Genomic DNA, 14,884 nt, shown 5'->3' with positions numbered 1-14,884 from the left:
TGCCGTGCGTAGCGGGTTACTTGATATAGCTGGCGCTAACGTAGGGGCTGTAGTCCGGTAGCACCGTTTCGACCTTCCCTTGTTCTTTGAGGAACTGGGCGGTTTCACTGATGGCTTTGGCGGTGCCGCCTTCGAGCAGTTGCGCCGAGGCCTGGGCCTGAGCATCCGGGAACGCGGAACCGGCTAGCAGTTCGGGCACGTCTGCGGCATTGGAGCCTGTCAGCTTCGCGATTTTCTGGACGGGCACAGAGTCAGCCGTCCATTCGCTTTTATGGGCGGCATAGTCGGCGTAGGCCTCCAAGGTGACCTTGGCAAATTTGGCGATCACGTCTGGGTGTTTCTCGGCGTAGTCCTTGCGCGCTACCCATACTTCAAAGGTCGGTGCACCCCACTGGCCGACCTGCGCTGCATCAGTGAGCACCGTGCCCGTCTTGCGAATTTCACCCAACGCCGGGGACCACACGAACGCACCGTCGATATCACCACGCTTCCAGGCCGCGGCAATTTCCAGGGGTTGCAGGTTCACCACCTTGACCTTGGTGGTATCCAGGCCCCAATGCTTGAGCGCCCCCAGCAGGCTGTAATGGGAGGTGGAAACGAATGGCGTGGCGATGGTTTTGCCAACCAGGTCCTCAGGTTTGGTGATGCCACTGCCATTGCGCACCACCAGTTGCTCGGAGGCATTGATCTGCGCCGACACAATGAACGCCACGATCGGCACTTTGCGCGAGGCCGCAGCTGCCAAAGGGCTTGAGCCCAGGTTGCCGATTTGAACGCCGCCTGAAGCCAGCGCCGTCACCACTTCAGGTCCACTGTTGAAACGGCGCCAGTCGATCTTTTCGCCAATGGCTTTTTCGTAGGCACCGTCGGCCTGAGGCACTTTGCTAGGGTCAATACCGGTCTGGTAGCCCACCGTAAGGTCTGCGGCATTGGCAGACAGCGTTGCAGCAGCGAGCGCGATGGCGGTGAAGATCGTGCGAAGGGCAAAGGTGCGTGCCATGGGAGGTGCCTTGAGAAGGGAGCGTATGGCACCTAGATTATCGTTATAAAAATACTGTGATAAATACCCAGTGGTTATTAGCTTATGGCGTAGGCAATATTCGGATTTGCAATCGCTTGAACCTCTGCCTAAACTGATTTTATTACAAAACCGAATCGCGGGATTCAGATGAGGGTAGTGACACACCGGCGAATCAGAGAGGCATCACTGCAATGGCCTCATACTGCGACAGCGTTGGAGGTTTGGTACAAACGGATGGTTAAGGAGAGCCCTGCAAATTTTTCTCAGATGAAATCTCTGTTCCCTGCAGTTGATCTAGTAGGCCCCTGCATGTGTTTGATATTGGCGGGAACAAGATCAGGCTTATTGCCGGCGTGTCTTACAGTACCCAGCAAGTCTTCATAAAGCACGTGCTTAGCCATGCGGAATACGACAAAGACAAGTGGAAGGGTGAGCGATGAATGCACTGGTACAAAATGCAGCTGATCATTGGGTGTACGTAGCTCCGTTGCTTAGTCCGCCGCAAAGCCATGAGCAATACGAGGTACTGGCCAGCGCCTTGGACGAGCTTCAGAACATTACCGGCTACGACCAAAACCATCCCTTGGATGGGTTAGTGATGGCGTTGGCAAACCTGATCAGCGACTACGATCAGAAGCACTTTCCGATCCGTAATGCTTCGGCGGGTGACGTGCTTCGGTCACTTATGGAAGAGTACAAGGTCAGCCAGCGAGAGCTCCCTGAATTAGGAAGTCAGTCAACTGTCTCACAGTTACTGGCGGGCAAGCGTAAATTCAGCGTACGCCAGATAAAGGCAGCCGCCGCTCGATTCGGCGTAAGCCCGCAAGTGTTCATGGGCTAGCCTGCACGTTACTGCGCAGTGTCTGCTTTTCGTGTAAGAAGTTATAGCTAAAGCACTATTTATTCTTTTTACGTTCAGCGGCAGCCATGCACCATGGCCTGAACTGGACCTCAACCGGAGCTGACAACATGGGCCTCAAGCTTGGCGACATCGCCCCTGATTTTGAACAGGATTCCAGCATTGGCCGCATTCGCTTTCACGAATGGCTGGGCAACAGCTGGGGCGTACTGTTCTCGCACCCGGCAGACTTCACCCCTGTATGCACAACGGAGCTGGGCTTTACTGCCAAGCTCAAGGATGAGTTCGATAAGCGTGACGTGAAAGCCATTGCGTTGTCGGTAGACGCGGCGGACTCTCACGTGGAGTGGATCAAGGACATCAATAAAACCCAGAATACCCAGGTCAATTTCCCAATCTTGGCCGACGAAGACCGCAAGGTGTCGGACCTGTACGACCTGATCCACCCCAACGCCAATGACACGCTCACCGTGCGTTCGCTGTTTGTGATCGATCCGAACAAGAAGGTGCGCCTGACCATTACCTACCCGGCCAGCACAGGCCGTAACTTCAATGAAATCCTTCGCGTGATCGATTCGCTACAGCTTACCGACAGCCACAAGGTAGCCACACCTGCCAACTGGCAGGACGGCGACGAAGTAGTGATTGTTCCGTCGCTCAAGGATGAAACCGAAATCGCTCAGCGGTTCCCCAAAGGCTACCGTGCCGTCAAACCCTACCTTCGTTTGACGCCACAGCCTAACCGCTGATAGGTCTGCCTAGCAGGGCTTGGGGGCTACTCGCATGGCCCCCTTTTTTATGCGCGGCGGGCTTGTCTGTGGAACCGCGCAAAGCCTTGGAAAAACTCAAGATGCACGGGTGGCCCTCAAACAAACTGCATGAATAACCAATACAGCCCTGCCGACAGTGCAATGGCTGCCGGTAGCGTAAGCACCCAGGCAAGCATCAGGTTACGTACGGTACGCATTTGCAGGCCTGAGCCGTTTGCCGCCATGCTGCCTGCGACCCCCGAAGACAGCACATGGGTAGTCGATACCGGCAGGCCGTACATGTCTGCGGCGGCGATAGTGAGCATGGCTACGGTTTCGGCACTGGCGCCCTGGGCATAGGTCAGGTGGGCCTTGCCAATACGCTCGCCTACGGTGACGACGATGCGCTTCCAGCCGACCAGGGTGCCCAGGCCCAATGCCAGGGCGACCGCTACCTTCACCCAAGGTGGAATAAAGCGCGTGGCCTCGCTGATGTAGTCGGAAAACGCTTTGAGCTTGTCGCGGGTATCGGCATCGAAGGTCACCACCTTGTCCTTTTCCATCACCCGAATGGCTTCGGACGCCAGGTACATGTCGTTACGCACGTTGGAGCTGGCACGTGGGGGCACACGGTCCAGCGAGCCATAGGTTTTAACCTGCTCGCCAATATCCCCTACCAAAGCCGCCAGGGCAGGCACTAAAGCCGGAATAGGCTTGTGGTCGATCAGGAAACGCTCCAGGTGTTTGCGCGGGTCTTCGGTCGGCGCCTTGGGCTCGGCTTTTATCAGCGCTTGCTGGGTGACCTGGGCCAGGGCGACGAACTGTTGTGTCTGTTGCTCGGGGATGGCGCGGTTCAGTGCATAGGCCATGGGCAGGGTGCCGATCAGAATCAGCATGATTAGGCCCATGCCTTTCTGCCCATCATTGGAACCATGGGCAAAGGACACGCCAGTGCAGGTCAGGATCAGCAGCCCGCGAATCCAGAAGGGAGGCGGTGTATTGCCTTCCGGTGCCTGGAACAGCTCACGGGTTTTGACGAGGTGGCGCAGTGTCAGCAGTACCAGGGCCGCACATACGAAGCCGATCAAGGGTGACAGCAGCAGTGCATAACCCACTTTGGCCGCCTGCCCCCAATCCACGCCGGAGGTACTGTCCCGGCCGCTCATCCACGCATTGGCCACACCTACGCCGATAATCGAGCCAATCAAGGTATGGGACGAGGAGGCGGGCAGGCCCAATGACCAGGTTGCCAGGTTCCATATGATCGCCGCGATCAATAGCGCAAAGATCATGGCAAAGCCTGCTGAAGATCCGACCTGAAGGATCAACTCCACAGGCAGCAGCGCGATGATCCCAAAAGCAACCGCGCCACTGGAAGTCAGCACACCCAGGAAATTGAAGGCACCGGACCACATCACTGCCACATGCGCAGGCAACGAGTGGGTATAGATCACGGTCGCTACGGCATTGGCTGTGTCATGGAAACCATTCACGAACTCGAAACCCAGGGCAATCACCAGCGCCACGCTTAGCAGTATGTAAGGTGCCCACGTGGTAGTGGCAGCGTTGCTGTCATCCAGGTCACTTCTCAGGCTGAAAAACATGTAGCTCAGCCCGACTGCCAGCACTGCATAGAACACCGTTTTGATCAAAGGAGATGCACGACGGTCAAGCACAGGGCCCTTTCTGGCAGCACCTGTGTTGAAGGTATGAGTGGTCATCGGGGAGGCTCCAGGCCATGGGGGACCTGCCCTATGATCCTCGCAAAATGTGACAGAAAGTTTCCAGATGGCACGGACGGGGACCGATTAGACGCGCGGTAATTCTTTTTAAGTATAAGCAAATAAAAAAATATGATTTATGGATATAAAAAGATCTCTGTACTCTCGCTTCATGTTCATACGGCGGCCTTGAACCGAACACGCCGCAGGGCCTGAGCGCCCTTCAAGCGGCACCCCGAAAAGGCGCAGCTGGTCACCACATCCCTTATTGAGTTTCAAGGAGAGCGCCATGCGCCCACTGACCTTGCGTCGCCGGCTGGCTGCGGTATTTGTAGCCACCCTAGCCGCTGGCGTATTCAGCCATGCCCAGGCCGATACCTTGCGTATCGGTTACCAGAAGTACGGCACGCTGGTGCTGCTTAAGGCCAAGGGCACGCTGGAAAAGCGCCTGGCCGAGCAGGGCGTTACCGTGCAGTGGACTGAATTTCCCGGCGGCCCCCAATTGCTTGAGGGCTTGAACGTGGGCGCTATCGATTTTGGGGTAACGGGTGAAACGCCGCCGGTGTTTGCCCAGGCTGCTGGTGCCGACCTGCTGTATGTCGCCCATGAGCCACCAGCACCTACCAGTGAAGCCATCCTGGTGCCCAAGGACTCACCTGTTACCAGTGTGAAAGACCTCAAAGGCAAGAAGGTGGTGCTAAACAAAGGCTCTAACGTTCATTACCTGCTGGTACGTGCCTTGGAAGATGCTGGCTTGAAGTACAGCGACATCCAGGCAGTGTTCCTGCCACCTGCCGACGCCCGCGCAGCATTCGAGCGCGGCAGTGTAGACGCCTGGGTGATCTGGGACCCCTACCAAGCGGCGGCCGAGCAGCAACTGAAGGCTCGCACCCTGCGCGACGGTAGCGGCTTGGTAGACAACAACCAGTTTTACCTGGCCACACGCCCTTATGCGCAGGCCCACCCGGCTGTAGTCGCTGCGTTAGTGGATGAGGTGCGCAAGACCGGCGAGTGGTCCCGGGCCAACCCTGAAGAGGTCACCCAGCAAGTTGCGCCCTTACTGGGCCTGCCTGAGCCCATTGTGGTGACCACGGTCAAGCGTCAAGGCTTCAGAGCAACCTATGTGGCACCCGACGTGGTAGCCGCACAACAGAAAATCGCCGACGCCTTCTATCAGCTCAAGCTGATTCCAAAGCCGCTGAGCATCAAGGACGTGATCTGGACACCGCCCGCTAACGTTGCGGCCAAATGACTTTGCGCCGGCGTGTCCGGCCCCTACTCTGGAGACAACGCCCATGAGCCTTAACATTTTCTGGTTTTTGCCTACCCACGGTGACGGTCATTACCTGGGCACCTCTGAAGGCGCCCGTGCTGTCGACCATGGTTACCTGCAGCAGATCGCCCAGGCGGCCGACCGCCTGGGCTTTGGTGGCGTACTGATCCCTACCGGGCGTTCCTGCGAGGATTCCTGGTTGGTGGCCGCGTCACTCATTCCAGTTACCCAGCGGTTGAAATTTCTGGTGGCCCTGCGCCCTGGCATCATTTCGCCCACCGTGGCCGCCCGCCAGGCAGCTACCTTGGATCGCCTGTCCAATGGCCGGGCCTTGTTCAACCTGGTAACTGGGGGCGACCCGGACGAACTGGCCGGCGACGGCCTGTTCCTCAGCCACGAAGAGCGTTATGAAGCCTCGGTGGAGTTCACCCGCATCTGGCGCAAGGTGCTGGAAGGCGAAACCGTGACCTATGAAGGCAAACACTTGCAGGTCGAGGGCGCCAAACTGCTGTATCCGCCTATCCAGCAACCACGCCCCCCGCTCTATTTCGGGGGATCTTCAGAGGCCGCTCAGGACCTGGCCGCCGAACAGGTAGAGCTGTACCTCACCTGGGGCGAACCACCCGCCGCCGTTGCCGAGAAAATTGCCCAGGTACGTGCCAAGGCTGCCGCACAGGGGCGTACGGTGCGCTTCGGTATTCGTTTGCATGTGATTGTGCGCGAAACCAACGAAGAGGCCTGGAGCGCTGCCGACCGGCTCATCGCGCAGTTGGACGACGAGACTATTGCCAAGGCGCAATCCGCGTTCTCACGTTTCGATTCAGTAGGCCAGCAGCGCATGGCGGCCCTGCACGGCGGTAGCCGCGACAACCTTGAAGTCAGCCCCAACCTGTGGGCAGGCGTAGGCCTGGTACGGGGCGGCGCAGGTACCGCTCTGGTAGGCGATGGCCCCACGGTGGCGGCCCGCGTGAAGGAGTACGCCGACCTGGGTATCGACACGTTCATCTTCTCCGGCTACCCGCACCTGGAAGAGTCCTACCGCGTCGCCGAACTGCTGTTCCCCCATCTGGACATACAGCAGCCGCAGGCACCCGGTGGCAAAGGCTATATCAGCCCGTTCGGAGAAATGGTGGCCAATGACATTCTGCCCAAAGCAGCAGCACAGAGCTGAGGGGGTGGCATGAGTATTTCAAACAAGGTCGCCGACAGGCTGGCACCGTGGGCATTGCCCGTTCTGCTGCTGGCGGCCTGGCAACTAGCAGTCAGCGCAGGCTGGCTTTCTACGCGCATCCTGCCGGCGCCCAGCGCGGTGCTGGAGGCCGGTGTGCAACTGGTACGTTCCGGTGAAATCTGGACGCACCTGGCCATCAGCAGCTGGCGTGCGGCAGTGGGCTTTTCCATCGGCGGCGCCATAGGCCTTGCGCTGGGCTTTGTCACCGGGCTGTCGCGCTGGGGTGAACGGTTGCTGGACAGCTCTGTGCAGATGGTTCGCAACGTCCCTCACCTGGCGCTTATTCCACTGGTCATCCTGTGGTTCGGCATCGATGAGTCGGCAAAAATCTTCCTGGTCGCATTGGGTACGCTGTTCCCCATCTACCTGAACACCTACCACGGCATCCGCAACGTAGACCCTGCCTTGCTGGAGATGTCACGCAGCTATGGGCTGTCCGGCTTTGCGCTGTTCTGGCAGGTGATCCTGCCCGGCGCGCTGCCGTCCATCCTGGTTGGGGTGCGGTTTGCACTGGGCTTTATGTGGCTCACCTTGATCGTGGCCGAGACCATCTCTGCCAGCTCCGGTATCGGCTACCTGGCCATGAACGCACGGGAATTCCTGCAAACCGATGTAGTCGTGCTGGCCATCGTGCTGTACGCGGTACTGGGCAAGCTGGCAGACCTGGCTGCTCGTGGCCTGGAGCGCGTATGGCTACGTTGGCACCCGGCCTATCAAACGAAGGGGGGCCGAGCATGAGTATCCTGAACGAAACGCCTCACTTCCTGCGTGGCATTGGCCTGGACGTGGCCAAGCTCACCAAGACCTTTGGCGATCGCCACGTATTGCAAGGCATCGACCTGCACATTCCCGCAGGCCAGTTCGTAGCAGTGGTGGGGCGCAGCGGGTGTGGCAAAAGTACCTTGCTGCGTTTGCTGGCCGGCCTGGACAAGCCCAGCAGTGGCCGGCTGGACAGCGGGGAGGCCCGCCTGGATGCCGTGCGTGACAGCACGCGGCTGATGTTCCAGGAACCACGCCTGCTGCCGTGGAAAACCGTGATCGAAAACGTGGGCCTGGGGTTGAAAGGCGACTGGAGGCCCAAGGCGTTGGAGGCCCTGAATGCCGTGGGCTTGGCGGACCGCGCCAAAGAGTGGCCTGCAGCGCTGTCCGGTGGGCAGAAGCAACGTGTTGCCTTGGCGCGCGCGCTGATTCATGAACCTCGCGTGCTGCTGCTCGATGAGCCCTTGGGGGCCCTGGATGCGCTCACCCGTATTGAAATGCAACAGCTGCTCGAACGCTTGTGGGCCCAACACCGCTTTACGGTTGTGTTGGTAACCCACGACGTGTCTGAGGCTGTGGCAGTCGCGGACCGTGTGATTCTGATCGAGGAAGGCCGCATTGGCCTGGACGTAGCAGTAGGCCTGCCGCGGCCTCGCCAACGGGGCTCGCATGCCTTGGCCGACATTGAAACCCGCATTCTGGACCGTGTGCTGTTGCTGCCCGGCCAGGAAGCACCGCAAGCACCCGAAACGCCCCTGCCTACGCAATTGCGTTGGGCCTACTGATGTTACGAGGAAAGTGCCATGACCATTAAAGCCATCAACGTTCGCAACCAGTTCAAAGGCACCGTGAAAGAAATCATCGAAGGGCCGGTGCTGTCGGAAATCGATGTACAGACGGCTTCAGGTATCGTGACGTCTGTTATCACGACGCGCTCGGTAAAAGAGTTGGAACTGGGCGTGGGCAGCGAAGTGATCGCCTTTGTGAAGTCTACTGAGGTGTCGATCGCCAAGCTGTGACTTCATGGGCGCAGCGGGCGAAGGTGGGCCTGACAGCCGGCTGCACATGACAGCGTTACGGCAGGTTCCCCGCCTCCGCCTTCGGCTCCAACCGATCCCACAGCACGTGACATAGCGGCTGTGGGAGCGGGGAGCCAGCCTGCATAAGGCATCACACCGTATGCAGGTACCAGTTGTACTCCAGGTCCGAAATGGAGTGCTCGAACTCTGCCAGTTCGCTTTCCTTGCAAGCCACGAAAATATCGATGTACTTGGGGTCGATGTAGCGGGCCATGATTTCGCTGTCGTCCAGCGCACGCAGTGCGTCGCGCAGGTTGTTCGGCAGGCTGGGCTCTGTTTGTTCGTACGCGTTGCCTTCCAGGGGTTCGCCCGGATCGCATTGGCTGGTAAGGCCATGGTGGATACCCGCCAGTACCGCTGCCATCAATAAGTACGGGTTGGCATCGGCCCCAGCCACGCGGTGTTCAATGCGCACCGCATCGGCTGAGCCTGTAGGTACACGCAGGGCCACGGTGCGGTTGTCCAAGCCCCAGGTCGGGGAGTTGGGCACATAGAACTGCGCGCCAAAGCGGCGGTATGAGTTCACATTCGGACAGAGGAAGGCCATGGAGGCCGGCAGGGTCTCGAGCACACCGCCGATTGCGTGACGCAATGCGGCGTTCTGCTCGGGATCCTCGCTGGTGAAGATGTTCTTGCCGTCCTTGTCCAATATTGAAATGTGAACGTGCAGGCCATTGCCTGCCTGCCCTGGATACGGCTTGGCCATGAAAGTGGTGTCCATTTCATGGTCGTAGGCAATGTTCTTGATCAGCCGCTTGAGCAATACCGCGTAATCGCACGCTTTGAGCGGGTCGGCCACATGGTGAAGGTTCACTTCGAATTGTGCCGGCGCGCTTTCCTTCACGATAGCGTCTGCAGGGATGTGCTGTTCCTTGGCGCCTTCGAGGATGTCCTGCAGGCAATCTACGTATTCATCCAGGTCGTCGATCAGGTAGACCTGGGTCGATTGTGGACGCTTACCGGAAATGGGGGAGCGTGGCGGCTGGGGGCGCCCGTTCACGTTTTCCTGATCGATAAGGTAGAACTCAAGCTCGAAGGCCGCGCAAATGGTCAGGCCCATGTCGTCGAACTTCTGCACCACTTGGCGCAGTACTTCGCGAGGGTCTGCGAAGAACGGTTCGCCTTCCAACTCATGCATGGTCATCAGCAACTGCGCGGTAGGGCGCTTCTGCCAAGGCTCGTTGCTGAGTGTGTTGGGGATGGGGTAGCAGATACGGTCGGCGTCGCCGATATCCAGCCCTAGCCCTGTGCTTTCTACTGTGGAGCCATTGATATCCAGTGCGAAGAGGGATGCTGGAAGGTTGATGCCTTTTTCGTACACCTTGTGCAGGCTGGTGCGCTCAATGCGCTTGCCACGCACTACACCATTCATATCTGCAATTAGAAGGTCAACGTACAGAACCTCAGGATGATCCTTAAGGAATGCGTTCGCTTCGTTAAGCTGAACGGCACGCGGGGGTACCGACATGATGCAACACCTTTGTTGTTAAAAATATCAATCATTGGCTTACAGCAGTCTCAGTCAATCCGAAAGCCAATACGAAGTCAAGCGGGCCTCTGAGCGCCTTTTTACAAGGCATTTCTGGCCTGATTGCCCATTTAAGGTGCGTTTTCCGATAGTTTATTCAACACGTTGCAACTCTCCTTTTTTGGCTTGTGCCGAATTTTTTACAGGGTGTTGTGTAAAAAATTGAACGACGCTAAGCTCGGCTCCATCCCAGAACAGCAACAATAACGGGGAGTATCATGGCACGCCTGGTTCGCTTCGGCGCAAATGCCTGGTTTGCAGGGCCACTGCATGTTTTGCAGCCGCTGGCCGGTACAGCAACACACTATCACCACAGCGCTTGTGGCTCGACCGCAGCGTGCCCCGAATATTCCCCTGTTCGTATTACCATACTGCCAGAAGTCGCCCCTGCGTGCCCGGCTGCCCTGCCGGTCGGCTGCTGCACAGGCGCGCCTGTAGCACAGGGCCTCAACACTCTACAGTGCATACCAGCCTGGGCGCTTGCAGCGCGCAAGGTATGTTCGAGCACCGCGCATCACACGCTGACGCACAGGCGTCAAACACACCAGGCCTTCTCCAGGCCAGGCCCTTACCTCCTGAGGTATTTATGAGTACCAACCTCGACCAGCTCACTGATTGGTTGAAAAAACACAAGATCACGGAAGTTGAATGCCTGATCAGCGACCTGACCGGCATTACCCGCGGCAAGATCTCGCCGACCAACAAGTTCATTGCCGAAAAGGGCATGCGCCTGCCGGAAAGCGTGCTGCTGCAGACCGTGACGGGTGACTATGTAGAAGACGACATCTATTACGAGCTGCTGGACCCGGCCGACATCGACATGCTCTGCCGCCCGGACGAGCATGCTGTGTTCCTAGTGCCCTGGGCCATCGAACCTACTGCGCAGGTGATCCACGACACCTATGACAAGCAGGGCAACCCGATCGAGCTGTCTCCTCGCAACGTGCTCAAGAAAGTGCTCAAGTTGTATGCCGACCGCGGTTGGCAGCCCATTGTGGCGCCGGAGATGGAGTTTTACCTGACCAAGCGCTGCGACGACCCGGACTTCCCCCTGCAGCCGCCCATTGGCCGCTCCGGCCGGCCAGAAACCGGTCGTCAGTCCTTTTCCATCGAAGCCGCCAACGAATTCGATCCTTTGTTCGAGGACGTGTACGACTGGTGCGAATTGCAGAACCTGGACCTCGATACGCTGATTCACGAAGACGGCACGGCGCAGATGGAAATCAACTTCCGTCACGGCAGCGCCCTGGCGCTGGCGGACCAGATCGTGGTGTTCAAGCGCACCATGCGTGAAGCCGCGCTCAAGCACAACGTGGCCGCAACCTTCATGGCTAAACCCATGACCGGCGAGCCGGGTAGTGCCATGCACCTGCACCAGAGTGTGGTCAGCGTGGAAACAGGCAAGAGCATCTTCTCCAACGAAGACGGCTCCATGAGCCAGCTGTTCCTGCATCATGTGGGCGGGTTGCAGAAGTACATCCCTGAATCGCTGCCCTTGTTCGCACCTAATGTGAACTCGTTCCGCCGCTTCCTGCCAGATACCTCGGCCCCGGTAAACGTGGAGTGGGGCGAAGAGAACCGTACAGTTGGCTTGCGCGTGCCAGACGCCACCCCGCAGAACCGACGTGTGGAAAACCGCCTGCCTGGTGCGGATGCCAACCCGTACCTGGCCATTGCTGCCAGCCTGCTGTGTGGCTACATCGGCATGGTAGAAGGCATTCCGCCCAGTGCGCCGGTTCATGGGCGTGGTTATGAGCGCCGCAACCTGCGCCTGCCGCTGACCATTGAGGATGCGCTGGAGCGGATGGAAAACTGCAAGATCATCGAGAAATACCTGGGTCGCAAGTTTGTGACCGGGTACGTGGCAGTAAAGCGTGCAGAGCATGAAAACTTCAAACGCGTGATCAGTTCGTGGGAACGGGAATTCCTGCTGTTCGCGGTCTGATCATCACCGGCCAGCCTGCAGGGCTGGCCGGCCCAGGAGGCAAGCATGAGCAACAACAACCCACAAACCCAGCAGTGGCAAACCCTAAGCAGTGATCATCACCTGGCGCCCTTCAGTGATTACAAACAACTGAAGGAGAAAGGCCCGCGCATCATTACCAAGGCACAGGGTGTCCATCTCTGGGACAGCGAGGGCCACAAGGTCCTCGACGGTATGGCAGGGCTGTGGTGTGTCGCCGTGGGCTACGGGCGTGAAGAACTGGTGCAGGCGGCGGCCAACCAGATGCGCGAGCTACCGTATTACAACCTGTTCTTCCAGACCGCTCACCCACCTGCGCTGGAACTGGCAAGGGCCGTGGTTGATGTGGCGCCTGAAGGCATGAGCCATGTGTTCTTCACCGGCTCCGGCTCCGAAGGCAACGATACGGTGCTGCGGCTGGTTCGCCACTATTGGGCACTGCAAGGCAAACCGCAGAAAAAGACCATCATCAGCCGCGTCAATGGCTATCACGGTTCGACCGTCGCCGGTGCCAGCCTGGGCGGCATGTCCGGTATGCACGAACAAGGCGACCTGCCCATCCCGGGTATCGTGCACATTGCTCAGCCCTATTGGTACGGCGAAGGCGGCGACCTGTCGCCCGACGCCTTTGGGGTATGGGCCGCAAACCAGCTGGAAGAGAAGATTCTGGAGCTAGGCGTGGACCAGGTCGGCGCATTCATTGCCGAGCCGATTCAGGGCGCTGGTGGCGTGATCATTCCGCCGGACACCTACTGGCCGCGCATAAAGGAAATCCTGGCCAAGTACGACATCTTGTTTGTGGCTGATGAAGTGATCTGCGGCTTCGGCCGCACTGGCGAGTGGTTCGGCAGTGATTACTATGGCCTGCAGCCAGACCTGATGACCATTGCCAAAGGCCTGACCTCCGGCTATGTACCCATGGGTGGTGTGATCGTTCGGGATCGCGTGGCCAAGGTCATCAGCGAGGGCGGCGACTTCAATCACGGCTTTACCTATTCTGGCCACCCGGTGGCTGCGGCCGTTGGCCTGGCCAATTTGCGACTGCTCCATGACGAAAACATCATAGGGCGGGTTAAAGCTGAAACGGCACCGTACTTGCAAAAGCGCCTGCGGGAACTCGCAGACCACCCGTTGGTAGGCGAGGTCCGGGGGTTGGGGATGCTTGGCGCTATCGAACTGGTGAAAGACAAGGCAACCCGCCAGCGGTACGAAGGCCAAGGCGTGGGCATGATCTGCCGGCAGTTCTGTTTCGACAACGGGCTGATCATGCGCGCTGTGGGCGACACCATGATCATTGCGCCGCCATTGGTCATCAACCGCGAAGAAATCGACGAGTTAGTGACCAAAGCGCGCATGTGCCTGGACCTTACGCTTAATGCAGTCCATGGCTAAATGCTAGGCTGTGCGGCGGTGCGCTTGATGGAGCGTACCCCCGACGGGTAAGGCGCCGACGCCCAACAGGTGGTTATCAAAAAAATTGGAGCATGACGGATGAAGAAATTTGGCAAGACACTGCTCGCCATGTCATTGATGGGGGCCGTAGTCGGGGCAGTGCACGCTGACGACAAGGTGCTTCATGTGTACAACTGGTCGGACTACATCGCACCCGACACCGTGAAGAAATTTGAAGACGAGTCGGGCATCAAAGTGGTGTACGACGTGTTCGACAGCAACGAGACCCTGGAAGCCAAGCTGTTGGCGGGCAAGTCCGGTTACGACATTGTGGTGCCGTCCAACAACTTCCTGGCCAAGCAGATCAAGGCTGGCGTCTACCAGGCGCTGGACAAGGCCAAGCTGCCTAACTGGAAAAACCTGGACGAGTCGCTGCTCAAAGCGGTAGGTGACGCCAGCGACCCCGGCAACGCCCATGCCTTCCCCTATATGTGGGGCACTATCGGTATCGGTTACAACCCTGAGAAGGTCAAAGCCGCGCTGGGCGTGGACAAGATCGATTCCTGGGACACACTGCTCAAGCCCGAGAATATCGCCAAGCTTAAATCCTGCGGTGTGAGCTTCCTGGACTCACCGACCGAAATGCTGCCTGTGGCACTGCATTACCTGGGCCTGCCAACCAATACCCAAAAGAAAGATGAGCTGAAGAAGGCTGAAGACCTGTTCCTGAGCATTCGCCCCAGCATCACGTACTTCCACTCGTCCAAGTACATCTCGGACCTGGCCACCGGCAACATCTGCGTGGCCGTGGGGTACTCGGGTGACGTACAGCAGGCCAAGTCCCGTGCGGCAGAAGCGGGCGGCAAGGTGAAGGTCAGCTACACCATTCCCAAGGAAGGCGCAGGCACCTTCTATGACATGGTGGCCATTCCCAAGGATGCCGAAAACGTCGAGGGTGCTTATAAGTTCATGAACTTCCTGCTCAAGCCGGAAGTGATGGCTGAAATCACCAACGCTGTTCAGTTCCCGAATGGTAACAAGGCGGCCACTCAGTTCGTGGACGAGGCGATCAAGTCTGACCCAAACATCTACCCATCAGACGACGTGAAAGCCAAGTTCTACGCGATTTCGGACCTGCCTGCGGCCACTCAACGCGAGATGACCCGTAGCTGGACCAAGATCAAGTCGGGCAAGTAAAACCGGTCGGCTTGGAGGCCTGTCCGCCGCTTGGCGGGCAGGCAACCGAACTTATCCTTCGGATTTTTAAAGAATTCATTTTGCCCAATCGCTTCATGGAAGGTAAGTTGCG

At 58.3% G+C, this 14,884-nt stretch carries 13 protein-coding genes and 1 pseudogene; 11 read left to right on the top strand and 3 right to left on the bottom strand.

The genetic code is table 11. From position 1 onward, the window contains the following. Positions 1-16 precede the first annotated feature (16 nt). Positions 17-1,000, bottom strand: a complete 984-nt coding sequence (tauA, locus tag HBH25_RS17770; protein ID WP_168085276.1) for a taurine ABC transporter substrate-binding protein — start codon at positions 998-1,000, stop codon at positions 17-19. 168 nt (positions 1,001-1,168) lie between these two features. Between tauA and HBH25_RS17765 the strand changes: the two are divergent. From HBH25_RS17765 to HBH25_RS17755, 3 genes and pseudogenes are all read left to right on the top strand, one after another. After that, positions 1,169-1,461: pseudogene (locus tag HBH25_RS17765) on the top strand (type II toxin-antitoxin system HigB family toxin). Then, a complete protein-coding gene (locus tag HBH25_RS17760; protein WP_168085275.1) occupies positions 1,458-1,862 on the top strand; it encodes a helix-turn-helix domain-containing protein in 405 nt (134 codons plus the stop codon). The pseudogene HBH25_RS17765 and the gene HBH25_RS17760 overlap by 4 nt, the downstream one beginning before the upstream one ends. A gap of 128 nt (positions 1,863-1,990) precedes the next feature. Beyond that, positions 1,991-2,629 (top strand): peroxiredoxin, encoded by a 639-nt coding sequence (locus HBH25_RS17755; RefSeq protein ID WP_168085274.1) that lies wholly within the window; start codon positions 1,991-1,993, stop codon positions 2,627-2,629. 116 nt (positions 2,630-2,745) lie between these two features. Here HBH25_RS17755 and HBH25_RS17750 read toward each other — a convergent pair whose 3' ends face one another. Then, positions 2,746-4,350 carry an inorganic phosphate transporter gene (locus HBH25_RS17750; protein WP_168085273.1) on the bottom strand — a complete coding sequence of 535 codons (1,605 nt, stop codon included), beginning with the start codon at positions 4,348-4,350 and terminating at the stop codon, positions 2,746-2,748. A 289-nt stretch (positions 4,351-4,639) separates the two neighbouring features. Here HBH25_RS17750 and HBH25_RS17745 point away from each other — a divergent pair, with 289 nt between their 5' ends. From HBH25_RS17745 to HBH25_RS17725, 5 genes are read left to right on the top strand one after another with little or no spacing between them, the layout of a single operon-like run. Further along, entirely contained in the window at positions 4,640-5,602 is a 963-nt protein-coding gene (locus tag HBH25_RS17745) for a sulfonate ABC transporter substrate-binding protein (protein WP_168085272.1), read from the top strand. 43 nt (positions 5,603-5,645) lie between these two features. After that, a complete protein-coding gene (gene ssuD, locus HBH25_RS17740) occupies positions 5,646-6,794 on the top strand; it encodes an FMNH2-dependent alkanesulfonate monooxygenase (RefSeq protein ID WP_168085271.1) in 1,149 nt (382 codons plus the stop codon). A gap of 9 nt (positions 6,795-6,803) precedes the next feature. Beyond that, the gene (ssuC, locus tag HBH25_RS17735) at positions 6,804-7,592 is read left to right on the top strand and encodes an aliphatic sulfonate ABC transporter permease SsuC (protein WP_168085270.1); all 789 of its coding nucleotides are present in this window, start codon (positions 6,804-6,806) and stop codon (positions 7,590-7,592) included. Further along, complete coding sequence (gene ssuB / locus HBH25_RS17730; RefSeq protein ID WP_168085269.1) at positions 7,589-8,398, top strand: aliphatic sulfonates ABC transporter ATP-binding protein; 810 nt, start codon at positions 7,589-7,591, stop codon at positions 8,396-8,398. The genes ssuC and ssuB overlap by 4 nt, the downstream gene beginning before the upstream one ends. 18 nt (positions 8,399-8,416) lie before the next feature. After that, positions 8,417-8,632, top strand: coding sequence for a TOBE domain-containing protein (locus tag HBH25_RS17725; RefSeq protein ID WP_168085268.1), 216 nt, complete (start codon positions 8,417-8,419; stop codon positions 8,630-8,632). A gap of 151 nt (positions 8,633-8,783) precedes the next feature. Here HBH25_RS17725 and HBH25_RS17720 read toward each other — a convergent pair whose 3' ends face one another. Further along, positions 8,784-10,160, bottom strand: a complete 1,377-nt coding sequence (locus tag HBH25_RS17720; protein WP_168085267.1) for a glutamine synthetase family protein — start codon at positions 10,158-10,160, stop codon at positions 8,784-8,786. Positions 10,161-10,806: 646 nt separating this feature from the next. On the opposite strand from HBH25_RS17720, the gene HBH25_RS17715 reads away from it, so the two are divergent. The 3 genes from HBH25_RS17715 to HBH25_RS17705 all read left to right on the top strand — a co-directional run bounded on the left by HBH25_RS17715 (position 10,807) and on the right by HBH25_RS17705 (position 14,772). After that, positions 10,807-12,165, top strand: a complete 1,359-nt coding sequence (locus HBH25_RS17715; RefSeq protein ID WP_168085266.1) for a glutamine synthetase family protein — start codon at positions 10,807-10,809, stop codon at positions 12,163-12,165. Between the two features lie 45 nt (positions 12,166-12,210). Continuing rightward, entirely contained in the window at positions 12,211-13,575 is a 1,365-nt protein-coding gene (locus HBH25_RS17710; protein WP_168085265.1) for an aspartate aminotransferase family protein, read from the top strand. 99 nt (positions 13,576-13,674) lie between these two features. Beyond that, positions 13,675-14,772 (top strand): polyamine ABC transporter substrate-binding protein, encoded by a 1,098-nt coding sequence (locus tag HBH25_RS17705; protein WP_168085264.1) that lies wholly within the window; start codon positions 13,675-13,677, stop codon positions 14,770-14,772. The last annotated feature ends 112 nt before the right edge of the window (positions 14,773-14,884 follow it).

It is taken from the genome of Pseudomonas quercus (assembly GCF_012033695.1).
Lineage (GTDB): Bacteria > Pseudomonadota > Gammaproteobacteria > Pseudomonadales > Pseudomonadaceae > Aquipseudomonas > Aquipseudomonas quercus.
This window is presented reverse-complemented; position numbering and strand designations above follow the sequence as displayed.

Excerpts from the sequence above, each read along its gene's own strand:
- HBH25_RS17760 (WP_168085275.1), top strand. The coding sequence starts at position 1,458 with ATGAATGCACTGGTACAAAATGCAGCTGATCATTGGGTGTACGTAGCT.
- HBH25_RS17745 (WP_168085272.1), top strand. The coding sequence starts at position 4,640 with ATGCGCCCACTGACCTTGCGTCGCCGGCTGGCTGCGGTATTTGTAGCC.
- HBH25_RS17710 (WP_168085265.1), top strand. The coding sequence starts at position 12,211 with ATGAGCAACAACAACCCACAAACCCAGCAGTGGCAAACCCTAAGCAGT.
- ssuB (WP_168085269.1), top strand. The coding sequence starts at position 7,589 with ATGAGTATCCTGAACGAAACGCCTCACTTCCTGCGTGGCATTGGCCTG.
- tauA (WP_168085276.1), bottom strand. The coding sequence starts at position 1,000 with ATGGCACGCACCTTTGCCCTTCGCACGATCTTCACCGCCATCGCGCTC.
- HBH25_RS17755 (WP_168085274.1), top strand. The coding sequence starts at position 1,991 with ATGGGCCTCAAGCTTGGCGACATCGCCCCTGATTTTGAACAGGATTCC.
- ssuC (WP_168085270.1), top strand. The coding sequence starts at position 6,804 with ATGAGTATTTCAAACAAGGTCGCCGACAGGCTGGCACCGTGGGCATTG.
- HBH25_RS17705 (WP_168085264.1), top strand. The coding sequence starts at position 13,675 with ATGAAGAAATTTGGCAAGACACTGCTCGCCATGTCATTGATGGGGGCC.
- ssuD (WP_168085271.1), top strand. The coding sequence starts at position 5,646 with ATGAGCCTTAACATTTTCTGGTTTTTGCCTACCCACGGTGACGGTCAT.
- HBH25_RS17750 (WP_168085273.1), bottom strand. The coding sequence starts at position 4,350 with ATGACCACTCATACCTTCAACACAGGTGCTGCCAGAAAGGGCCCTGTG.
- HBH25_RS17720 (WP_168085267.1), bottom strand. The coding sequence starts at position 10,160 with ATGTCGGTACCCCCGCGTGCCGTTCAGCTTAACGAAGCGAACGCATTC.
- HBH25_RS17715 (WP_168085266.1), top strand. The coding sequence starts at position 10,807 with ATGAGTACCAACCTCGACCAGCTCACTGATTGGTTGAAAAAACACAAG.
- HBH25_RS17725 (WP_168085268.1), top strand. The coding sequence starts at position 8,417 with ATGACCATTAAAGCCATCAACGTTCGCAACCAGTTCAAAGGCACCGTG.